General features: G+C 72.6%; 20 protein-coding genes and 1 pseudogene. 8 read left to right on the top strand and 13 right to left on the bottom strand.

Features of this window, described 5'->3' with window-relative positions; genetic code table 11:
* The first annotated feature begins 233 nt into the window (after positions 1-233).
* Together ACZ561_RS01735 and ACZ561_RS01730 are read left to right on the top strand one after the other, a co-directional pair.
* The gene (locus tag ACZ561_RS01735; protein ID WP_470988302.1) at positions 234-1451 is read left to right on the top strand and encodes an MFS transporter; all 1218 of its coding nucleotides are present in this window, start codon (positions 234-236) and stop codon (positions 1449-1451) included.
* A 102-nt stretch (positions 1452-1553) separates the two neighbouring features.
* On the top strand, positions 1554-2300 hold the full coding sequence (locus ACZ561_RS01730; RefSeq protein WP_470990010.1) for a maleylpyruvate isomerase family mycothiol-dependent enzyme: 747 nt from the start codon (positions 1554-1556) through the stop codon (positions 2298-2300).
* Between the two features lie 150 nt (positions 2301-2450).
* On the opposite strand, the gene ACZ561_RS01725 is transcribed toward ACZ561_RS01730, so the two are convergent.
* From ACZ561_RS01725 to ACZ561_RS01715, 3 genes are read right to left on the bottom strand one after another with little or no spacing between them, the layout of a single operon-like run.
* Entirely contained in the window at positions 2451-3116 is a 666-nt protein-coding gene (locus ACZ561_RS01725) for a response regulator (RefSeq protein ID WP_470988300.1), read from the bottom strand.
* The gene (locus ACZ561_RS01720) at positions 3113-4351 is read right to left on the bottom strand and encodes a sensor histidine kinase (RefSeq protein ID WP_470988297.1); all 1239 of its coding nucleotides are present in this window, start codon (positions 4349-4351) and stop codon (positions 3113-3115) included. The genes ACZ561_RS01725 and ACZ561_RS01720 overlap by 4 nt, the downstream gene beginning before the upstream one ends.
* 53 nt (positions 4352-4404) lie before the next feature.
* On the bottom strand, positions 4405-6594 hold the full coding sequence (locus ACZ561_RS01715; protein WP_470988294.1) for an MMPL family transporter: 2190 nt from the start codon (positions 6592-6594) through the stop codon (positions 4405-4407).
* A 100-nt stretch (positions 6595-6694) separates the two neighbouring features.
* On the opposite strand from ACZ561_RS01715, the gene ACZ561_RS01710 reads away from it, so the two are divergent.
* Positions 6695-7501 carry an AfsR/SARP family transcriptional regulator gene (locus tag ACZ561_RS01710; protein ID WP_470988291.1) on the top strand — a complete coding sequence of 269 codons (807 nt, stop codon included), beginning with the start codon at positions 6695-6697 and terminating at the stop codon, positions 7499-7501.
* Positions 7502-7810: 309 nt separating this feature from the next.
* Here the strand turns inward: ACZ561_RS01710 and ACZ561_RS01705 are convergent, their stop codons facing one another.
* Positions 7811-8515 carry a TetR/AcrR family transcriptional regulator gene (locus tag ACZ561_RS01705; RefSeq protein WP_470988288.1) on the bottom strand — a complete coding sequence of 235 codons (705 nt, stop codon included), beginning with the start codon at positions 8513-8515 and terminating at the stop codon, positions 7811-7813.
* Between the two features lie 129 nt (positions 8516-8644).
* Between ACZ561_RS01705 and ACZ561_RS01700 the strand changes: the two genes are divergently transcribed.
* The gene (locus tag ACZ561_RS01700; RefSeq protein ID WP_470988285.1) at positions 8645-9106 is read left to right on the top strand and encodes a nitroreductase family deazaflavin-dependent oxidoreductase; all 462 of its coding nucleotides are present in this window, start codon (positions 8645-8647) and stop codon (positions 9104-9106) included.
* Between the two features lie 106 nt (positions 9107-9212).
* Here ACZ561_RS01700 and ACZ561_RS01695 read toward each other — a convergent pair whose 3' ends face one another.
* Positions 9213-10676 (bottom strand): geranylgeranyl reductase family protein, encoded by a 1464-nt coding sequence (locus ACZ561_RS01695; RefSeq protein ID WP_470988283.1) that lies wholly within the window; start codon positions 10674-10676, stop codon positions 9213-9215.
* Between the two features lie 158 nt (positions 10677-10834).
* Here ACZ561_RS01695 and ACZ561_RS01690 point away from each other — a divergent pair, with 158 nt between their 5' ends.
* Both ACZ561_RS01690 and ACZ561_RS01685 read left to right on the top strand, forming a co-directional pair.
* Positions 10835-12199: a M20/M25/M40 family metallo-hydrolase gene (locus ACZ561_RS01690; protein ID WP_470988280.1), complete on the top strand. Its 1365-nt coding sequence runs from the start codon at positions 10835-10837 to the stop codon at positions 12197-12199.
* A gap of 69 nt (positions 12200-12268) precedes the next feature.
* Positions 12269-12949 (top strand): MBL fold metallo-hydrolase, encoded by a 681-nt coding sequence (locus ACZ561_RS01685; protein WP_470988277.1) that lies wholly within the window; start codon positions 12269-12271, stop codon positions 12947-12949.
* Between the two features lie 41 nt (positions 12950-12990).
* Here the strand turns inward: ACZ561_RS01685 and ACZ561_RS01680 are convergent, their stop codons facing one another.
* On the bottom strand, positions 12991-14034 hold the full coding sequence (locus ACZ561_RS01680; protein ID WP_470990007.1) for an NUDIX hydrolase: 1044 nt from the start codon (positions 14032-14034) through the stop codon (positions 12991-12993).
* A gap of 204 nt (positions 14035-14238) precedes the next feature.
* Here ACZ561_RS01680 and ACZ561_RS01675 point away from each other — a divergent pair, with 204 nt between their 5' ends.
* Positions 14239-14418 (top strand): hypothetical protein, encoded by a 180-nt coding sequence (locus ACZ561_RS01675; RefSeq protein ID WP_376431590.1) that lies wholly within the window; start codon positions 14239-14241, stop codon positions 14416-14418.
* A 23-nt stretch (positions 14419-14441) separates the two neighbouring features.
* On the opposite strand, the gene ACZ561_RS01670 is transcribed toward ACZ561_RS01675, so the two are convergent.
* A complete protein-coding gene (locus ACZ561_RS01670) occupies positions 14442-15398 on the bottom strand; it encodes an ROK family protein (RefSeq protein WP_470988274.1) in 957 nt (318 codons plus the stop codon).
* Between the two features lie 129 nt (positions 15399-15527).
* Between ACZ561_RS01670 and ACZ561_RS01665 the strand changes: the two genes are divergently transcribed.
* Positions 15528-16562, top strand: coding sequence for a LacI family DNA-binding transcriptional regulator (locus ACZ561_RS01665; protein WP_470988271.1), 1035 nt, complete (start codon positions 15528-15530; stop codon positions 16560-16562).
* Positions 16563-16643: 81 nt separating this feature from the next.
* On the opposite strand, the pseudogene ACZ561_RS01660 reads toward ACZ561_RS01665, so the two are convergent.
* The 6 genes and pseudogenes from ACZ561_RS01660 to ACZ561_RS01635 form a co-directional block, all read right to left on the bottom strand.
* Positions 16644-16939, bottom strand: a pseudogene (locus ACZ561_RS01660) (protein kinase domain-containing protein); the annotation flags it as partial.
* A 166-nt stretch (positions 16940-17105) separates the two neighbouring features.
* Entirely contained in the window at positions 17106-18404 is a 1299-nt protein-coding gene (locus tag ACZ561_RS01655; RefSeq protein ID WP_470988268.1) for a DUF6986 family protein, read from the bottom strand.
* Positions 18405-18571: 167 nt separating this feature from the next.
* A complete protein-coding gene (locus ACZ561_RS01650; RefSeq protein ID WP_376431600.1) occupies positions 18572-19534 on the bottom strand; it encodes an electron transfer flavoprotein subunit alpha/FixB family protein in 963 nt (320 codons plus the stop codon).
* 57 nt (positions 19535-19591) lie between these two features.
* The gene (locus ACZ561_RS01645) at positions 19592-20377 is read right to left on the bottom strand and encodes an electron transfer flavoprotein subunit beta/FixA family protein (protein WP_470988264.1); all 786 of its coding nucleotides are present in this window, start codon (positions 20375-20377) and stop codon (positions 19592-19594) included.
* A gap of 190 nt (positions 20378-20567) precedes the next feature.
* On the bottom strand, positions 20568-21083 hold the full coding sequence (locus tag ACZ561_RS01640; protein WP_470988262.1) for a flavin reductase family protein: 516 nt from the start codon (positions 21081-21083) through the stop codon (positions 20568-20570).
* A gap of 197 nt (positions 21084-21280) precedes the next feature.
* The gene (locus tag ACZ561_RS01635; RefSeq protein ID WP_376431764.1) at positions 21281-21616 is read right to left on the bottom strand and encodes a TlpA family protein disulfide reductase; all 336 of its coding nucleotides are present in this window, start codon (positions 21614-21616) and stop codon (positions 21281-21283) included.
* Positions 21617-21679 lie beyond the last annotated feature (63 nt).

Genomic DNA, 21679 nt, shown 5'->3' with positions numbered 1-21679 from the left:
CCCGACAACGCCTCGGGCTGAGCAGCACCTACCCCGACAACGCCTCGGGCTGAGCACCGCGACCCCGACAGCACTCGGGTGAGCAGCACCGAGCCAGCAGACACCTCGGGCCGAGCAGACCGAGCCCGCACTCGGGCCGAGCACCGCCGACCACGCCGACACCTCGGGCCGAGCACCGCAGCTCCGCCGGCGTCCAGGTTGAATCCACGTCCGCCGACCCCTATCCTGAGTTTGTGCCGCTACTAAACAAAGTACGGACGGCCGTTCCGGGGGGCCCTGGCGGAGACACCGCTCCCTCCCTGTCCCGCCTCCGCACCTCCCTGACGCTCTTCTTCGCCCTCGACGGCTTCCTCTTCGCCGGCTGGGTGGTTCGCATCCCCGCGATCAAGCAGCAGACCGGGGCCTCCGCCAGCGACCTCGGGCTCGCGCTCCTCGGGGTGTCGGCCGGCGCCGTGGTGACCATGACTCTGACCGGGCGCCTCTGCCGGCGCCACGGCAGCCATGCCGTCACCGTCGTCACCGCCGTTCTGCTCTCGCTCTCCATCGCTCTTCCCGCCCTCACCCACTCACCGCTCGCGCTCGGCCTCGTCCTGCTGGTCTTCGGCGCCGCGTACGGCGGCATCAACGTGGCCATGAACAGCGCCGCCGTCGACCTCGTCGCCGCCCTGCGCCGCCCCGTGATGCCCAGCTTCCACGCCGCGTTCAGCCTCGGCGGGATGGTCGGCGCGGGGCTCGGCGGACTCGTCGCCGGGAGCCTCGCACCCGCGACCCATCTCCTCGCTCTGACGGTCGTCGGGCTGCTCCTGACGGCCGTGGCCGGTCCCGTACTGCTCAGGCAGCCCTCCCCCGCCCCGCCGGAAGCGGTCGCCCCCGACCGGCCCCGCGGCAAGGCCGGTTCACGCGGGCTCGTCCTCGTCTTCGGGGTGATCGCGCTCTGCACGGCGTACGGCGAGGGCGCACTGGCCGACTGGGGCGCGCTGCACCTGGAACAGGACCTCCACGCGCATCCGGGCGTCGCCGCCGCCGGCTACTCCCTCTTCGCGCTGACCATGACCGCCGGCCGGCTCTCCGGCACCGCGCTCCTCGAACGGCTCGGCCAGACCCGCACGCTCGTGGCGGGCGGGGCGACCGCGGCGGCCGGAATGGTGCTCGGCGCGCTCGCCCCGAGCGTCTGGGCCGCACTGCTCGGCTTCGCCGTCACGGGTCTCGGCCTGGCCAACATCTTCCCGGTGGCCGTGGCCCGCGCGGGCGCCCTCGCCGGCCCGAGCGGGGTCGCCGCCGCCTCCACCCTCGGCTACGGCGGCATGCTGCTCGGCCCGCCGTCGATCGGATTCCTCGCCGACTGGTTCTCCCTGCCGGTCGCCCTGACCACCGTCGCCGTCCTCGCGGCGGGTGCCGCGGTGATCGGCTACGCGGCCAGGAACGTACGGGTCCCGGCGCAGGCCGAGTAGCCCTGCCCGGGCAGCCGCCCTCAGGCCGCGCGGCAGGCCACCGCAGGCGTGATTCCGCCCCGGCCCGCGCCGTCCCCTGGCAGAATCCGCCACATGGGGATCATGAAGATCGACGAGCACATCGAGACCCTGGACGCCGCGGGCAGGGGCCTGGCCGACGCCGCGGCCGAGGCGGGCACGGACGCCGAGGTGGCGACCTGCCCGGGGTGGCGGGTGCGGGACCTCCTGCGCCACACGACGATGGTGCACCGGTGGGCCACGGCGTTCGTCGCCGAGGGCCACACCTCCTACCACCCCGATGGAGGGGAGCCGGATCTCGACGGCGAGGAGCTCCTCGCCCACTTCCGCGAGGGGCACGCCCTGCTGGTCGCCGCCCTGCGCGCGGCGCCCGACACCCTGGAGTGCTGGACCTTCCTGCCCGCTCCCTCCCCGCTCGCCTTCTGGGCGCGGAGGCAGGCCCACGAGACGACCGTGCACCGCGCGGACGCCGAGTCCGCACTGCCGTCGGGCCTTCCGGGTCCGGTGGACCCGGTAGTCGCCGTGGACGGCATCGACGAGCTGCTGCGCGCCTTCCACGGCCGCGACCGGAGCCGCGTCCGCACACCCGAGCCGAAGACCCTGCGGGTCCGGGCGACGGACACCGGGGACGTATGGACGGTACGGCTCTCCCAGGAGGCACCGCGCACGGCGCGCGACGCGACGGGCCCGGCCGACTGCGAGCTGAGCGGTCCCGCCGACCGTCTCTGTCTGACGCTCTGGAACCGGCTTCCGGAGGGCGCCGTGACCGTGGAGGGCGACGCGTCGCTCGCCCGGCTGTGGCGGGAGACGTCGGGCATCACCTGGTCGTGAGAAGGCGGGGCGCGGACCTGAGCGACCCCCGCAGCGCAAGCCCGGACACGGACCTGAGCGCCCCCCGGAGCGCAAGCCCGGACACGGACCTCAGCGACCCCCGCAGCGCGAGCCCGGACCCGCCCCGAGCCATCGGCCCCGTACCCGTCCTCAGCCCAGCCAGCCCGGGCGCACCAGACCCGACTCGTAGGCCAGGACGACGAGTTGGGCCCGATCCCGCGCGCCCAGCTTCACCATCGCCCGGCTCACATGGGTCTTGGCGGTCAGAGGGCTGACGACCAGGCGCCGGGCGATCTCCTCGTTCGAGAGGCCGATGCCGACCAGGGCCATCACCTCCCGCTCCCGCTCGGTGAGTTCATCGAGACCGGACGCGCCGGGCGGGGCCTTCGACCGGGCGGCGAACTCCTCGATGAGCCGTCGCGTCACCCCCGGCGAGAGCAGCGCGTCACCCTCGACGACGGCGCGCACGGCCCGCAGCAGCTCGTCGGGTTCGGTGTCCTTGACGAGGAAGCCGGAGGCACCGGAGCGGATGGCCTCGAAGACGTATTCGTCGAGCTCGAACGTGGTCAGCATGACCACCCTCACCGCACCGAGGGCCGGGTCGCCGGTGATCCTCCGGGTGGCGGCCAGGCCGTCGAGCCGCGGCATCCGGATGTCCATCAGGACGACGTCAGGGCGCAGCTCGCTCGCCTTCGCCGCGGCCTCGTCACCGTCGGCGGCCTCCCCCGCGACCTCGATGTCCGGCTGGGCGTCCAGGAGCGCGCGGAAGCCGGCCCGTACCAGCGACTGGTCGTCGGCGAGCAGGACACGGATCACGGGGTCTCCTTCGGGCGGGCGGGAAGGACGGCGCGCACCCGGAAGCCGCCGTCGGGGCGGGTGCCCGCCTCGATCGTGCCACCGAGCGCGGCGGCACGCTCCCGCATCCCGGCGATTCCGTTGCCGCTGCCGCCGGCGTCGCCGCCGGTCGCCGGTCCGTCGTCGTCGACACGGAGCTCCACGCCGCCGGGCCGGTACGCGATCACGACGCGGGCAGTGCGGGACCCGGAGTGGCGGACGACGTTGGTCAGCGCCTCCTGCACGATGCGGAAGGCCGCGAGGTCGGTGCCGGGCGGCAGCGCCACGGACTCCCCCTCGGTGGAGGTGCGTACGGTCAGACCGGCGGACGCCGCCTGTTCGACCAGTTCCGGGAGCCGGTCGAGGCCGGGCGCCGGGGTGCGCGGGGCCTCGCCGGGGGCGCGCAGCGTGGCGAGCACCTGCCGGACCTCCCCCAGCGCCTCCTTGCTCGCCGCCTTGATGGTGGTGAGCGCGGTGCGCGCCTGCTCGGGGTCGGTGTCGAGCAGGGCGAGACCGACGCCAGCCTGCACGTTGATGACGGAGATCGAGTGAGCGAGCACGTCGTGGAGTTCGCGGGCGATCCGCAGGCGCTCCTCGTCGGCGCGGCGCCGCTCGGCAGCGGCGCGTTCGGCGCGCTGCTGCGCCCACTGCTCGCGGCGGACGCGGACCAGTTCCGAGGCGGCGAGGATCGCGACGACGAAGAGGGCGACCGGGATCTCCTGGCCCCAGGGCGCCGCGGAGTCCCCGTCCGGGGGCAGGTAGCGGTGGAGCCAGTGGGCGAGGAGCAGATGCCCCACCCAGAGCAGGCCCAGCGCCCACCAGGCCGACCGCCGGTGGCCGTTGACGACCGCGGCGTAGCAGGCGACCGCGACGAGGAGGAAGACCGGACCGTAGGGGTAGCCGGCGGCGAAGTAGCCGAGGGTGAGCGCCGCGGTGCCGAAGACCACGGGGACCGGGTGGCGGTGGCGCAGCAGGAGCAGGGCGGAGCCGACGAGCAGCAGCGAGCGGCCGAGGGCGTCCAGCGACTCCCGGTCCGGCTGGTTCCGCGCGGCGAAGCCGGAGCCCACCATCACGAAGACGGCGAGGAGCAGGGTGGACCGCCAGGGCAGTCCGGTTCCGGGCTCCCGGTCGGCCCACTGCCGCAGCCAGGGCGGGCCGCCCTGGCCGTCTCGTGCCCGGGGCGGGCCGCCCTGGCCGTCTCTGCGCGGTTCGTCCATGCCCGCCACGCTAGACGCGGTCGGGCCGCCGGGGCGTCAGCCGGGCGTGGTGATCACACGTACTCCCGCCGGAGTACACCGCCCGGCGCCCGTTCGGCCGGTGGCGCCTCGCTCAGACCGATACGGCGGTGGAGGCGGCGCAGTGGGGCGGGGGCCCACCAGTTGGCGCGGCCCGCGAGCCGCATGGTGGCCGGGAGGAGCACGACCCGGATGAGCGTGGCGTCGACCAGGATGGTGAGGGCCGCGCCGACACCGAGTTCCTTGAGGAAGACGACGCCGCCGGTCGCGTACGCGGCGAAGCTGAGGGCGAGGATTCCGGCGGCGGCGGTGATCAACGGGGCGCTGCGGCGGATGCCCTCGACGACGGCTCGCTCCGTGTCGCCGGTCCGCTCGTACTCCTCCTTGATGCGCGCCAGCATGAACACCTCGTAGTCCATGGACAGGCCGTAGACGATGCAGAACATCAGGATCGGGATGCTCGGCTCGATCGAGCCGGTGGGGGTGAAGCCGAGCACGGAGGCGAAGTGGCCGTCCTGGAAGACGAAGACGAGGCAGCCGAACATCACCGACAGGCTGAGCAGATTGAGGACCGTGGCCTTGGCCGGGAGCAGCAGGCTGCCGGTGAGGAGGAAGAGGATGACGAAGGTCGCGGCGAGGACGAGTCCGACGACGATCGGCAGCCGGTCGAGCAGGGTGGCGCGGAAGTCGGTGGTCTCGGCGGGGTAGCCGCCGACCAGGATGCCGGGCGGACCGTCGGCGGTGCGGATCCGCTCCACGAAGGCGGGCACGTCCCCGTACATCGCCTGCTGGGTCGGGAGGACCGCGAGGAGGGCCGAGCCGCTCTTCCCGTACCGGGGCGGCTCCACACTGTGGACGCCCGGGATGCGTGCGAGCCCGGAGGCGTACGCGGCGAGTTCCGTTCGGTCCACGGGCGAGGGCACGACGACATGGACGGTGTCGGTCGGTTCGGCGGCGAACTCCCGGTGGACGATCTCCGACGTCGTACGGGAGGAGGTGCCGGCCGGCAGGGTCCGTTCGTCGGGGAGGCCGAACCGCAGGCCCAGGAGCGGGGAGCCGGCGATCAGCAGAACGCCGAGCACGGCGGCGGCGCTGAGCGCGGGACGGCGCAGTGCGCGCAGGGCGATCCGGTGCCACAGTCCGCGCCCGGCGGACGTCGAGGCGGGGCGTTCCATGCGACGGCCCCAGCGGGCAAGGGCCGCCGGCAGGACGAGGACGGCACCGGCCACGGCCGTGAGGACGACGAGGACGCCGGCGTAGGCGAAGGAGCTGAGGAAGAAGAAGGGGAAGACGAGCAGGGCGGAGAGGGAGACGGCGACGGTGACGCCGCTGAAGAGCACGGTGCGGCCGGCGGTCGCGGTGGCTCGGACGACGGCTTCCGGCTGGGGGTGCCCGGCGGCGCGTTCCTCGCGGTACCGGGTGATGAGGAAGAGGCTGTAGTCGATGCCGAGTCCGAGGCCCAGGACGAGCGCGATGTTGGCGGCGAAGGTGGAGACCGGAGTGAACTGGGCGAGCAGCCGGAGTCCGGCGAGCGTTCCGACGACGGACAGCAGCCCGGTGCCGACGGTGATCAGCGCGGCGGCGGTGCGGCGGTAGACCAGGATCAGGAGCAGGACGACGGCCGGCAGGACGAGGACCTCGGCGGTGAGGAAATCGGCGCGGGCCTCTTCGCCGACCTGGCGGGAGATCTCCTCCTGGCCGCCCACCTCGACGGTGAGTTCCGGCGTGGTGCGGGTCAGCAGGGGCGAGAGCGTGGCGAGTCGGGCGCGGGTCTCGGTGGCGCTTCCCTCGAGGCGGGCGAGGATCAGGGCGCGGCTGCCGTCCTCGGAGCGCAGGGCGGGGCTCTCGCCGTTCCCGTACGTACGGGTGTCCACGACGCCCGGCAGGGCGGCGACCTCGTCGGCGAGGGCCCGCGCGGCGCGGGCGGTGGCGGGGTCGTCGATGTCACCGCCGCGGGCGGTCACGAGGAGGGCCAGGTTGGGGTTTCCGGTCGAGAAGTCCTCGCGCAGGATGCGGGCGGCGGTGGCGGACTCGGAGCCGGGGGCGTCCCAGCGGGCGAGGTCGAGATCGGCCTGGGCGCCGGCGCCGTACACCCCGAGGCCGAGGAAGAGGAGCAGGGTGGTGACGAGCACGGCTCCGCTGCGTCGGACCGCGAGACGGCCGAGGCGGGTGAGCGGAGCGAAGGGGGTACGGGGGCCGGCTTGCGGCGACGGTTCTTGCTGCATGGGGCCACGTTCGGACGACGTACTGACCGGTCACTGGAACGCCCGCTGGAAGATCCACTGGAAGATCCACTGGAAGGCCGGCTCCGGGTAGTCTCGGCGCATGGCCGAAACGATCCGATGGGAACTCCTGGGACCGCTGCGGGCTTTGCGCGCGGGGGTCGAGGTGCCGCTCGGGCCGCCGAAGCAACGGGCCGTGCTCGCCGTCCTGCTGCACCTCGACGGGCGGTCGATGGCGTACGAGAGCCTCGTCGACGCCGTCTGGGGGCCCGAAACCCCCGTACACGTACGCAATCTCGTCCAGAAGTACGTCTCCGGGCTGCGCCGCGCCCTCGGCGAGGGCGGGCCCGAACTGGTGTGGACGGGCAGCGGCTATCGGCTGACCGGGGCCCGGATCGACGACCTGTGCGAGCGGCGGGAGTTGCTGCGCAGCGCGATCGCGGCACGTGAGATCGGGGATCTGCGCCGGGCCGGGGAACTGGCGGGCGAGGCCGAGTCGTTGTGGCGCGGCGAGTACGCGGAGGGGCTGCCCGGTCCCTATCTGGAGGCCGAGAGGCGGCGCTGGGCGGAGAAGCGGATGCTGGTCCTGGAGGCGCGCCTCGAGGGCGCGATCGCGCAGGGGCGGTACGACGAATGCGTCCACGAGCTGGTGCGTCTGGTGGCCGCCCATCCGCTGCGGGAGCGGCCGGTGGCGCTGCTGATCCTGGCGCTGTACCGGGGAGGGCGTTCCTCCGACGCGCTGGTCGCGTACGAAGAGGCCCGGCGCAGGATCGCGGAGGCCATCGGCGCCGACCCGGGCCCCGCCCTGCGCGCCCTGCACGAGCGGATCCTGCGACAGGACCCGACGCTCTTCGGCGGAGTCGCGGACATGGCGGGGCGGGGCCCGGCGGAGCGGGGTTCGGCGGCCTGAGGGGCAAGCGTTCGGGCGAGGCTCCGGTCTGAGGGGCGCGCTCTTGCACAATGCGGCGGCCCGAGGGGCCCGCTTTCGGGCGTTGCTCCGGCCTGAGGGGCCCGCTTTCGCACGGCGCAGCGCCCTGAGGCGCGCGCGGTCGGGCGATGCGGCCGACCCTGGGCTCGCGTTCGGCGTTGCTCCGGCCCGAAGGGCGCGCCTGCGGGAGTTACTCCGGCCCGAGCTGCCCGTTCGGGCCATGGCCCGGCCCGAGGGGCGCGCGTTCGGGCCTGATGCGGCCTGATGCGGTCTGAGGGGTGCGGCTTCGCGCTAGGCGCGGGACAGCAGGCCGATGTCCTGACCCAGTCGGGCGGCGGACGCGGCGAAGAACTCCTCCCCTTCCTCGACGATGCGGTTGAACTGCCCGAACACCTCGAAGGAGATGAGCCCGAAGAGCTGCGACCAGGCGGCGACCAGGGCGACGACGAGCGCGGGCGGCAGATCCGGGGCGAAGTCGGCGGCCATGCGCTCCGCCTCGGGGCGCAGCCTTCCGGGGAGCGGCGGCGGGGCGATGCCGTCGGTGGTGAAGGCGTCGCGGGCGATGGTGATGAGGACGAGGCCGACGCGGGAGGCCGGGCCGATGGTGTCCTGCGGGGCGGAGTAGCCGGGCACGGGAGAGCCGTAGATCAGGGCGTACTCGTGGGGGTGCGCGACGGCCCAGGAACGGACGGCTCGACAGACGGCCGTCCAGCGGGCGAGGGCGTCGGGCGCGCGGCCGGCGTCCGTGGCGGCGAGGGCCTGTTCGGCGGCGGCGCCGACGGCGTCGTACGCGTCGACGATGAGCGCGGTGAGGAGATCGTCGCGGCTGGGGAAGTAGCGGTAGAGCGCGGACGACACCATGCCGAGCTCGCGGGCGACGGCGCGGAGGGAGAGCTTCGCGGCACCCTCGGCGGCGAGCTGTTTACGGGCCTCGTCCTTGATGGCGGCGGTGATCTCGATGCGGGCGCGGGCCCGGGCTCCTTGAACGCTGGTCATGGAGAACAGTCTGCCATCTTTCGGAGCACCGCACTAAAACGAGAGCACCGCTCTTGCTTTGGCGCGCCGATCCGTGCACACTGATCTCAAGCGAGAGCAGTGCTCACAGTTTCTCAACCGGAGGTTGCCATGTCCGCTCAGCCCGCTCCCCACGTCATGAAGCCCGGCTGGATCACGGTCAACGTCCTCAACCGATTCGTCGCCTGGATGACCCGCCGGGGCATCAGCGTCTGGGGCTCCCGTGTTCTCGCGGTCCGCGGTCGCAAGAGCGGCGAATGGCGCACCACCCCCGTCAACCTGATGACGTTCGACGGCGCCCAGTACCTGGTGGCCCCGCGCGGCCATGTCCAGTGGACCCACAACATGCGCGCGGCCGGCGGCGGCGAACTGCACCTCGGCAAGCGTGTCCAGACGTTCACCGCCGTCGAGCTGGCCGACGAGGAGAAGCCGGTCCTGCTGCGCGCCTACCTCAAGCGCTGGAAGGCCGAGGTCGGCGTGTTCTTCGGCGGGGTCGGGCCGGACTCCACGGACGAGGAGCTGAGGGCGATCGCCCCCAAGCACCCCGTCTTCCGGATCACCACGACCTCTTGAGGCGGGGCGGGACCCGGCCGGCCGTGCCGCCGGACCGACGCACCCGACCGTTCCGCCGGACCGATGCGGCCCGCCCCACCATGACGCCGGACCTACCGGAGCGACATCACGACGCCTCGGCGTCCCCAGCACGCTCGGACTCTCCCGCGACCTTCGTCGCGCCCGCCGCGCCGTCGGAGCCCTCGGTCGCGCCGTCGGAGCCCGTGGTGACGTCCGCGCCGTCCACCTCGTCCGTGCCCTTCGCCGCGCCCCCCGAGACCACCGCACCCTGCGGCTCGGCCGGTCCGGACGCGACGGCAGGCTCCGTGACACCGCGCTTCGCCGTACCCGCCCCGGTGTCCAGCCGGCGGTCCAGGACGTCGAGCGCCCGCCGCGCGATTCCGTTCGAGCGGACCAGGCCGGCCAGCGTGGTCGACCCCCGGGTGATGTCCGTGAAGGCGTTCCAGGCGGGACGGAAGCCCGTGATCACCGCGTGCAGCAGTCCGGGACTGCGCTCGAAGAGCGCGAGCATCCGCCGCCCGACCGCCATCTCCACACCCAGGCCGGCCTTGATCGCGAACGCGTAGTTCAGCGCCTGGCGGCGCGCGTCGACCGCGTCGTTCGACTCCGCGATCCGTACCGCCCACTCCCCCGCGAGCCGGCCCGAACGCAGAGCGAACGAGATGCCCTCCCGCGTCCACGGCTCGAGGAGCCCCGCCGCGTCGCCGCAGACGAGGACCCGGCCGCGCGACAGCGGCGAGTCGTCGCTTCGGCAGCGCGTCAGATGCCCCGAGGAGATCGCCGGTTCGAAGCCGGCGAGCCCGAGGCGGGCGATGAAGTCCTCCAGATAGCGCTTGGTGGCCGCGCCCTCGCCGCGCGCCGAGATGACGCCGACGGTGAGCGTGTCGCCCTTGGGGAAGACCCAGCCGTAGCTGCCGGGCATGGGCCCCCAGTCGATGAGGACGCGCCCCTTCCAGTCCTCGGCCACCGACGGCGGCACGGGGATCTCCGCCTCGAGCCCGAGGTCCACCTGGTCGAGCTTGACGCCGACATGGGCGCCTATGCGGCCGGCGCTGCCGTCCGCACCGACGACCGAACGGGCCAGGAGCGTCTCGCCGTCGGCCAGCACCACGGCGACGGTCCGCCGGTCGGGCACGGCCGGACCGTGCTGCTCGACACGGGAGACGGTGACGCCCGTGCGGAGCTCGGCGCCCGCCTTCTGCGCCTGCTCGACGAGCCCGGCGTCGAACTCCGGCCGGTTGATGAGCCCGAAGAGCATCCGGCGTGAGCGGCGCGTCCGGGCGAAGCGGCCGTTCAAGGAGAAGGTGACGGCGTGCACCCGGTCCTGGAGCGGCAGTTCGAAGCCGGGCGGCAGTGCGTCCCGCGACGGCCCGATGATGCCTCCGCCGCAGGTCTTGTACCGGGGCAGTTCGGCCTTCTCCAGGAGGAGCACACGGCGGCCGGTGACCGCGGCCGCATAGGCCGCCGACGCACCGGCCGGGCCGGCCCCGACCACGACCACGTCCCAGACGGTCGCCTCCCGCGACTCTCCCGCGCGTACCTCTTCGGCGTCTGCGTTCTCGCTGCTCACGATGTGCTTCTGCTCCTGATCCGACCGACGGTCCATGCTCTTCGGGCATCCTACGGCGCGGTAGGTGAGGCCCCGCGCCGTAGGATCGGCCATACGTTCGCCGTACAACCGACATACGGCGACGTCCTTACAACGTCGCACCCACCAGGAGCGTGCCCATGACCGCCAATCCGATCGCCGAGACCGTCGCCGAGCTGATGCCCCGTGCCAAGGCGGAGCTCGCGGAGCTCGTGGCCTTCGAGTCGGTGGCGGACGAGGCCGTGGCACCACGGAGCGAGTGCGAGGCGGCCGCGAACTGGGTGGCGGACGCCCTGCGCGCCGAGGCGTTCCAGGACGTGGCACTGCTCGACACCCCGGACGGTTCGCAGTCGGTGTACGGCGTGCTGCCCGGCCCCGCCGGTGCCCCGACCGTTCTTCTCTACGCCCACTACGACGTGCAGCCGAAGCTGGACGAGTCGGCCTGGGTCACCCCGCCGTTCGAGCTGACGGAGCGCGACGGGCGCTGGTACGGCCGCGGTGCGGCCGACTGCAAGGGCGGCTTCATCATGCACCTGCTGGCGCTGCGCGCCCTCAAGGCGAACGGCGGAGTGCCCGTCACGGTCAAGATGATCGTGGAGGGTTCGGAGGAGCAGGGCACGGGCGGTCTGGAGCGGTACGCCGAGGCGCACCCCGAACTCCTCACCTCCGACGCCATCGTGATCGGCGACACCGGCAACTTCCGGCTCGGTCTTCCGACGGTCACCGCGACCCTGCGCGGTATGACGATGATCCGGGTCCGGATCGACACCCTCGAAGGCAACCTGCACTCCGGCATGTTCGGCGGCGCCGCGCCCGACGCGCTGGCCGCGCTGATCCGGGTCCTGGACACGCTGCGCGCCGAGGACGGCTCGACGGTCATCGACGGTCTGCCGGCCGACGCGGTGTGGGAGGGGCTGCAGTACCCGGAGGACGACTTCCGCGCGGACGCGAAGGTTCTGGCGGGTGTCGGTCTGCCGGGCACCGGCACGGTCGCCGACCGTCTCTGGGCCCGTCCGGCGGTGACCGTCATCGGCATCGACTGCCACCCGGTGGCGGGAGCGACGCCGTCGATTCCGTCGACGGCGCGGGCGCAGATCAGCCTGCGGGTGCCGCCGGGCCAGGACGCGTCCGAGGCGACGAAGCTGCTGTACGCGCACATCGAGAAGCGTGTGCCGTGGAACGCCCGGGTCTCCTTCGAGCAGGTCGGTCAGGGCCAGGCGTTCCGGGCGGATGTGTCCAGCCCGGCGTACGTCTCGATGGCGGAGGCGATGCGGATCGCGTACCCCGGGCAGGAGATGCAGACCTCCGGCATGGGTGGCTCGATCCCGCTGTGCAACACGCTGGCGTCGCTCTACCCCGAGGCGGAGATCCTGCTGATCGGTCTGAGCGAGCCGGAGGCGCAGATCCACGCGGTGAACGAGTCGGTGTCGCCCGAGGAGCTGGAGCGCCTGTCGGTGGCGGAGGCTCACTTCCTGCTCAACTACGCCCGCTCGAAGCAGGGTTAAGCGTTCGGCGAAGCTCGCCGAGAGCGTAGAACCATGGGGCGGACCTGCGCGGATGCGTAGGTTCGCCGTATGGACTTCATAGAGATCACGCCTCGACTGCACATGCTGCACTTCTCCATCGGCCAGGCCTATCTGTGGCGGGACGACGAGGAATTGACCCTGATCGACGCCGGCTGGGCGGGCTCGGCGCCGCAGATCGAGGCGGCGATGCGGGGTGCGGGGCTCGACCCGTCGGCGCTGCGCCGGATCGTGCTCACGCACTGCCATCGTGACCATGTCGGCTCGGCTCAGGAGCTCGCCGACCGGTTCGGCGCCGAGATCGTGGCGCACCGCCTCGACGCCGCCGTGATCCGGGGCGAGGCCCCGGTCCCCGATCCTGTCCTGCTCGACTGGGAGATCCCTCTGTACGAGCGCGGTCTGACCGTCCCGGCGGCGCCGGCGACCCGGGTCGACCGGGAGATGGAGGACGGGGAGGCGCTGGGCTTCGGGGACGGTGCGGTCGTGGTGCACACACCGGGTCATACGCCCGGCTCGCTCGCGGTCCACCTTCCGGAGCACGGAGTCCTGTTCACCGGCGACACGGTGGCGACGGTGCAGGGCGTGACGTTCGGTGTGTTCCATGTGGACCGCGAGCGCGCCATGGATTCGATGCGGCGTCTGGCGGATTTGAAGCCGTCGGTCCTGTGCTGTGGGCACGGGGACCCGGTGACAACGGACACCGCCCGTCGACTGGCGGAGGCGGCGGCGTAGTCGATCGGCCCTCTCGGGCCGAAGGGCGCCCGTGGGCGTCGTCAGCCGACCGGCACGCCGGCCTCCAGGTTGAGCACCGTCCCGCGTTCGCGGGCGCGCAGGGCCCAGCGGAGGCGACGGTAGCGGACCGGGGGCAGCAGTTCGGCCGCCTCCTCCTCGGTGACGAAGCGCCAGCCGCGGAGCTCGGCGCCGGGCAGGAGGAGCCGGTCCGCGTCCGCGGTCGGCAGCAGGCCTCCGTCGAAGAGGAGGCGCAGGCCGCCGTAGCCCGGAGGTTGGGGGCGTTCCCAGTCGACGAGCAACAGGCGGGGTACGGAGTCGAGTTCGATGCCTATCTCCTCGGCGACCTCGCGCATACCGGCCCGGGCGGGCGGTTCGCCGGGCTCGACGACACCCCCGGGGAACTCCCAGCCGGGCTTGTAGGTGGGGTCGACGAGCAGGAATCGGTCCTGTTCGTCGAAGAGCAGGACCCCGGCGGCGAGCGTCTCGCCGCCGGGTTCGGGGGTCTGGACGATGCCGCAGGGTGCGGCCTCGCCGGAGGCGACGGCCTCGGCGACGGACGCGGCGGCCTCGGCCGGTGTGAGTGCGGAGGTGTCGACGACGTGCGCGTCGGCGGCCAGCCAGTCGTGCAGGGCGGTGCGGTAGGGCTCGATGTGGTCGAGGGACCACTGGCGTACGCGCTCCAGTGCCTGCGGGTCCGAGTCATCGGGTGTACGGCCCCGGATCCGCGCGCGCAGGATCGTTTCATCCGGGGCGAGCAGGACGTGCCGGACCTGTATGCGCCGGGCGGCGAGCCCCCCGAAGATCTCGTCGCGGTACTCCTGGCGCAGAAGGGTCATGGGGACGACGAGCACACCGCCGACCTCGGCGAGCAGCGCGGCGGCGGCGTCCACGACCAGTCGGCGCCAGATCGGCAGATCCTGGTAGTCGTCGACCTCGTCGAGTCGCTTCTCCGGCAGCAGCCGGCTCATCGTCGAGCCGATGATCTCGGGGTCGTACAGCGTGCTGTTCGGGATCAGATCGACCAGCCCGCGCGCGGTGGTGGACTTCCCCGCGCCGAACGTCCCGTTGATCCAGACGATCACGATTCCCCCTCTTCGATAGCCCACAGTGGCTTGCCCGCAACACCCTGCCACGGAAACCCCCGGGCGGAACCGGAGGGCGCCGGGTCGACGTGGAGAGGATGGGTGCACGGGCTGTGAGACGCCTCACTCCACGAACGCGCGTGCGGGCCGGTGCGTAACACTTCGAGACCGGGCGTCGTTGGACCGGCGAGGCAAGGGGGTGCGGAGATGAGCCGTACGGTACTGCAGAGGTTTCCGGCGGGAGGACCACGGGGCAGCTGGCCCGCCGAGGAGTTCGCCAGCGCCCGCCGGGACGAAGGCCTCCCGGCGGAGGTCGTGATGGACCTGGAGTCCGACGCGTTCCTGGTGATCGTGGAGCAGAGGACGCCGGAGCCGGTGGGCGGTTGACCACACCGGGCGGTGAAGCTCCGTCAGCGCCCCACCCGGGGCGCTCCGTCCGGGATACGCGGGGCCGCAGCGGCCGCCGCGCCGAGCAGACCGGCGTCCGTACCGGTGAGTGCCGGGACGACGACGAGGTCGCGGACGAACGACAACGTGGCGTAGGCGCGCAGTCCGCGCCGGAGCGGGTCGAACAGCACGTCTCCCGCGCCCGCCACTCCCCCGCCCACGACGGCGATGTCGATCTCGACCAGGGTCGCGGTGGCGGCGATGCCCGCCGCGAGCGCCTGGGCGGCGCGTTCGAAGGAGGCCACGGCGACCGGGTCCCCGGCGCGTGCGGCGGCGGCGACCGCCGCGGCCGACGTGTCGCCGTCGGGGCCCGGACGCCAGCCGTTGTCCAGGGCGCGACGGGCGATGTGGGGCCCGCTGGCGATCCGCTCGACACAGCCGCGCCCGCCGCAGGCGCACGGGTCTCCGTCCAGGTCCACGCTGATGTGGCCGATGTGACCGGCGTTGCCGGTGGGGCCGGGGTGTACGCGGCCGTCGAGCACCAGGCCGCCGCCCACACCGGTCGAGACGACCAGGCACAGCGCGTTGTCGTGACCGCGGGCCGCGCCCTGCCAGTGCTCCGCGGCCGTCATGGCGACCCCGTCCCCGACGAGGGTGACCGGCCGCCCGCCGGTCGCCTTGTGGACCCGCTCGACGAGCGGGAAGCCGCGCCAGCCGGGCACGTTGACCGGGCTGACGGTGCCCGCGGAGGCGTCCACGGGACCGGCACTCCCGATGCCCACCACGTGCGCCGATTCCCACAGCGGCGAGGCCGCGAGGTCCGCGAGGACCGACTCGACGGCGCGCATCACCGTCTCGGCGTCCTCCCGCGCGGGGGTGGGTCGCTGAGCCCGTGCGAGGATCGCGCCGTCGCCGTCCACCAACGCGCCGGCGATCTTGGTGCCGCCGAAGTCCAGGGCGACAACGAGGTCATTCTGCATGTGCGCGGTGTCTCCAGAAGGGGCGGGAGCGGTCGATCGCTGTGACCTACAGTCTCCCTTGCTCTGACAACGTTGTCCAGGCCCTATGCTCGGACGAGACAGAGACGAGACAGAGGAGATCCACTCACTGTGGCCGACACCGCCCGCCGCCCCGAGCACCGTTACGGCAATCGGCCCACGATGAAGGACGTCGCCGCCCGGGCCGGCGTCGGGCTCAAGACGGTCTCACGGGTCGTCAACGGCGAACCGGGCGTCACCCCCGACACCGAACGCCGGGTCCAGGAAGCCATCGACTCGCTCGGCTTCCGGCGCAACGACAGCGCCCGCGTGCTGCGCAAGGGCCGCACCGCCTCCGTGGGCCTCGTTCTCGAGGACCTCGCCGACCCGTTCTACGGTCCGCTCAGCCGCGCGGTCGAGGAGGTCGCCCGAGCCCACGGGGCACTGCTCATCAACGGCTCCAGCGCGGAGGACCCGGACCGGGAACAGGAGCTGGCCCTCGCGCTGTGCGCCCGGCGTGTCGACGGGCTGATCGTGATCCCGGCGGGCACGGACCACCGGTATCTCGAACCGGAGATCAAGGCGGGCGTCGCCACCGTCTTCGTCGACCGTCCCGCGGGCCGGATCGACGCCGACGCCGTCCTCTCGGACAGCTTCGGAGGCGCTCGCGCCGGGGTCGCCCACCTGATCGCCCACGGCCACCGCCGGATCGGCTTCGTCGGCGACCGGCCGCGCATCCACACCGCGACCGAGCGTCTTCGTGGCTACCGCGCGGCGATGGAGGACGCGGGACTGGCCGTCGAGGATTCCTGGGTGTCCCTGGGCCCGACGGATCCGGACCGGGTCCGGGAGGCGGTCACGGCCATGGTGTCGGGACCGGAGCCGGTCACCGCGCTCTTCGCGGGCAACAACCGGGTCACCGTCACCGCCGTCCGGGCGCTCGCCGACCGCGAACGCCCGGTCGCGCTGGTCGGGTTCGACGACATCGAGCTCGCCGACCTGCTCGGCATCACCGTCATCGCCCAGGACGCCGCGGCGCTGGGCCGGACCGCGGCGGAACGGCTCTTCCGTCGTCTGGACGGCATCGACGACGCACCGGCCCAAGTGGTCCTGGAGACCCGGCTGATCGCGCGCGGCTCGGGCGAGATCCCGCCGCCGCCCGCGTAGCCGGGACGCGGGCGGGGTGCGGCGGAGCGGGCGGTGACGCGCACGGCGCCCGCGGTCAGCAGACCGGCAGGCCCGGCATCATGCGCCGATCGTGGCCGACTCGTGCGGCTCCAGGACCCCGCGTTCGCTCAGGACGCCGTCGAGCGACGGCCCGTCGACGAACTCCATGACGATGACGGGGCGGCCCTGATGCTCGGTCACGTCGTGGACGGCGATGACCCCGGGGTGGCGTACCCGGGCCGCCACTCTGGCCTCGCGCTGCATCCGCAGACGCAGATCGACAGTTCGGGCCCCGACGAGTCGTCGTACGTCCGCAGTTCCTTGACGGCCACCTCGCGGCCCAGGACCTCGTCGACGGCGCGCCAGACGACGCCCATGCCGCCGCGGCCCAGTTGGCGCACGACTCGGTAGCGGCCGGCCGGCCGCTCGTTCTCCCCCGAAGACACCGCTGCCCCGTTCTCTGTCGCCTGCGCTGAACGCGTACAGAGCACGGGGCCGGGGTGACACCCACTGGCGGGTGACGCTCGGGGGGGGTCCGAGCGGTTACTGAGCCGTGGCCGTGAGGTCGCCGCGGCGCGGGGCGGCGAAGCGGTCGAGGTCGGCGCGGGTCAGGCCGGTGAGGGCGTCGACCTCGGCGGTGTCGAGGGCGCCGCAGTCGATGCCGCGCAGCAGGTAGGAGCTCAGCGCCTTGGCGGTGGCGGGCTCGTCCATGACGTCGCCGCCCGCGTGGTTGGCGTAGGCGGAGAGGCGCTTGGCGGCGGCCTCGAAGCCCTCGCGGTAGAAGGCGAAGACGGCGGCGTAGCGGGTGGGGATGTGGCCCGGGTGCATGTCCCAGCCCTGGTAGTAGGCGCGGGCCAGGGCGCGGCGGGTGAGGCCGTAGTGGAGGCGCCAGGCCTCGTGGACGTGCTCGGTGGAGCCGACCGGGAGGACGTTGGTGGAGCCGTCGGAGACCCGTACGCCCGTGCCGGCGGCGGCGACCTGCATGATCGCCTTGGCGTGGTCGGCGGCCGGGTGGTCGCTGGCCTGGTAGGCGGCGGAGACGCCCAGGCAGGCGCTGTAGTCGAAGGTGCCGTAGTGCAGTCCGGTGGCTCGGCCCTCGGCGGCGCCGATCATGCGGGCGACGGCGGCGGTGCCGTCGGTGGCGAGGATGGACTGGCTGGTCTCGATCTGGATCTCGAAGCCGAGGCGGCCGGCGTCCAGGCCGTGGGCCTTCTCGAAGGCTTCGAGGAGGCGGACGAAGGCGGTGACCTGCTCGGGGTAGGTGACCTTCGGGAGGGTGAGGACGAGGCCGTCGGGCAGGCCGCCGTTCTCGATGAGGCCGGTGAGGAAGATGTCGGTGGTGCGGATGCCGCGGTCGCGTACGGCGGCCTCCATGCACTTCATCCGGATGCCCATGTACGGGGCCGCCGTGCCCTTCTCGTACGCCTCCGAGATCAGCCGGGCGGCGCGGGCGGCGTCAGCGTCTTCGGCGGCCCCGCCCTGTCCCCCGTAGCCGTCCTCGAAGTCGACGCGGAGGTCCTCGATGGGCTCGCGCTCCAGCTTGGCCCGTACGCGGCCGTAGACGTCCTCGGCGAGATCGCCGGAGAGGCCGAGGACGGCTGCGAAGGAGGCGGCGTCGGGGGCGTGCTCGTCGAGGGCCGCGAGGGCCTGGTCGCCCCAGGAACGGATCGTTCCGGCGTCGAAGACGTTGCCGGGGACGTAGACGGTGTGGACGGGCTGACGGGTGCCGGGGTCTCCCGGGTAACGCCGGTCGAGCTCGGCGTCCACCGCTGCGAGGGAGGCGCTGATGCCCTCGCTGACCGCTCCGGCGAGGCTCGTCGACACCTTCTCCTGCTGACCCATCCCACATCCTCCTGTTTTCCGCTTCACGGAATCAACAATCCGTATAGCGAAGTTAGTAGTCCGCCGGGACCTGCGTCAATGGTTGTCCGAAACGGCCGGGGGCCGCGCGGTGATCATCACCACGCGGCCCCCGGACCGTACAGACGTGCAGGTCAAGCCCGCGGAAGTCAGCCCTTGCGGGTCTTGACCTCCTCGGTCAGCTGCGGGACGACGTCGAAGAGGTCGCCCACGACGCCGTAGTCGACGAGGTCGAAGATCGGCGCCTCGGCGTCCTTGTTGATCGCGACGATGGTCTTCGAGGTCTGCATACCCGCGCGGTGCTGGATCGCACCGGAGATGCCGGAGGCGATGTACAGCTGCGGCGAGACCGACTTGCCGGTCTGGCCGACCTGGTTGGAGTGCGGGTACCAGCCGGCGTCCACGGCGGCGCGCGAGGCGCCGACGGCGGCACCGAGCGAGTCGGCGAGCGCCTCGATGATCGCGAAGTTCTCGGCACCGTTGACGCCACGGCCGCCGGAGACCACGATCGCGGCCTCGGTCAGCTCCGGACGGCCGGTCGACTCGCGCGGGGTGCGCGCGGTGACCTTGGTGCCGGTGGCCAGCGCGCCGAAGGAGACCGTCAGGGCCTCGACGGTGCCGGCGGCGGGTGCGGCCTCGACGGGGGCCGAGTTCGGCTTGACCGTGATGACCGGGGTGCCCTTGGAGACACGGGACTTGGTGGTGAAGGAGGCGGCGAACGCGGACTGCGTCGCGACCGGGCCCTCGTCACCGGCCTCCAGGTCGACGGCGTCGGTGATGATGCCGGAGCCGATGCGGACCGCGAGGCGGGCCGCGATCTCCTTGCCCTCGGCGGAGGACGGGACGAGCACGGCGGCCGGGGAGACGGCCTCGTACGCGGCCTGCAGCGCGTCGACCTTCGGGACGACGAGGTACTCGGTGAACTCGGGGGCGTCGGCGGTGAGCACCTTGACCGCACCGTGCTCGGCGAGCGCGGCGGCGGTGTCGGCGGCGCCGTTGCCCAGCGCGACGGCGACGGGCTCGCCGATGCGGCGGGCCAGGGTCAGCAGCTCCAGGGTGGGCTTGCGGACGGCTCCGTCGACGTGGTCGACGTAGACGAGAATCTCAGCCATGGGGATTCAATCTCCTGCGAACGAAAAGGGGGCGGACTTCAGCGGCTCGCGCGAGCCCTAGATGAACTTCTGGCTCGCGAGGAACTCGGCCAGCTGCTTGCCGCCCTCGCCCTCGTCCTTGACGATCGTGCCCGCGGTGCGCGCGGGGCGCTCGGCTGCGGAGTCGACCGCGGTCCAGGCACCCTCGAGGCCCACCTCGTCGGCCTCGATGTCGAGGTCGTCGAGGTCCAGGGACTCCACGGGCTTCTTCTTGGCGGCCATGATGCCCTTGAAGGACGGGTAGCGGGCCTCGCCCGACTGGTCCGTCACCGACACGACGGCCGGAAGCGTGGCCTCCAGCTGCTCCGAAGCGGTGTCGCCGTCGCGACGGCCCTTGACGACGCCGTCCTCGATGGAGACCTCGGAGAGCAGCGTGACCTGCGGGACGCCCAGACGCTCGGCGAGGATCGCCGGGAGGACACCCATGGTGCCGTCGGTGGAGGCCATACCGGCGATGACGACGTCGTAGCCGGTCTTCTCGATGGCCTTGGCGAGCACGAGCGAGGTGCCCATGACGTCGGTGCCGTGCAGGTCGTCGTCCTCGACGTGGACGGCCTTGTCGGCGCCCATGGACAGCGCCTTGCGCAGCGCGTCCTTGGCGTCCTCGGGGCCGACGGTGAGGACGGTGACCTCGGCGTCGTCGGCCTCTTCGGCGATCTGGAGCGCCTGCTCGACCGCGTACTCGTCGAGCTCCGACAGCAGGCCGTCGACGTCGTCGCGGTCGACGGTCAGGTCATCGGCGAAGTGCCGATCGCCCGTGGCGTCGGGCACGTACTTCACACAGACAACGATCCTCAAGCTCACGCCGGCTCTCCTACTGCATCGTCATAACTGGGCTGCCTTGTTGCTCGCAGCATAGGCGCCTGAAGGGCGGGTTTCCGGTTGGGGCGTTCGACCGCCCCCACCGGAATATTACTCGTCAGTACAGCCAGTCCGTTACCAGTAAGCAAGCGCTCAGGCGTGTGACCTTGCCAACGCTCAGGTAAGGGAACCCTCAGTCACGCAGAGCGTTGAAGCGTCCCTGGTGATAGAGGAGCGGCCGGCCCACCCCACTCGGGTCCCCGGCGACGACCTGGGCTATCACGATCCGATGATCCCCGGCCGGGACACGGGCCACCACCCGGCACACCAGCCAGGCCAGTACGTCGTCCAGGATCGGGACGCCCTCGGGCCCCACGCTCCAGCGCGTCGGACCGCCGAACCGGTCGGCCCCGCTGCGGGCGAAGGTGCCGGCCAGCTCCTGCTGGTGCTCGCCGAGTATGTGGACGCCGACGTGCTCGGCCTCGGAGAGCACGGGCCAGCTGGAGGAGGTGGTGCCCACGCCGAAGGAGATCAGCGGAGGTTCCGCCGCGACGGAGTTGAGCGAGGTGGCGGTGAAGCCGACGGGGTGTTCCCCGTGGGCGGTGATGACCGCGACACCCGCGGCGTGCCGGCGGAAGACGGAGCGGAGGAGATCGGGAGAGGCCTGCCGAGGGGCGCCGATGGTGCGGAGCTCGGGCGAGATCGTCATGGAATTGTCCTTCTGCGAGGGCATCGTGAGAGCGGTCCGTGGGTTCTCAGACGCCCGGACAGCGCGCGCTCGCGTTGCGGGCCAGGTCCACGTGGGCCCGCCCGTAGAGAAGGATTTCTGCAGGCACCTCGCCAGCCTGACGATCGTTGGCGGGTGCAGTCAAGTGCGTACCGGGATGTGGGAGAAGTGTCACCGCGTCAGACGGCGCGCCCCAGCGCGGCGATGACGTCCGCCCGGCGGGGCTGTCCGGCCGCGCGGACGACGATGCGCCCGTCGCGGTCGAGGACGAGCACGGTCGGGGTCCGTACGATCCCCATCTCGCGGACGAGATCCAGCCGCTCCTCGGCGTCGATCTCCACATGGCCGACGCCCTCGATCATCTCCGCCACCTCGGACAGGGTCCGGCGCGTGGCGCGGCAGGGCTGACAGAAGGCCGTGGAGAACTGCACGAGGGTGGCCCGTTCCCCCAGCTCGACCCCCAGCCGGTCGGCACCCAGTCGCTCGTCCGTCACGTCCCGCTCCCTGCTCTCCACGTCCCTGTGCAGCGTTCCATGGCACCGTTCGATTCCCGCCACGACCACCGGGCGTGACGAGAA

This window comes from Streptomyces sp. NPDC039609 (genome assembly GCF_055596705.1).
Note: the sequence above shows the minus strand (reverse complement) of the source record. Positions and strands in the feature narration are given on the sequence as shown.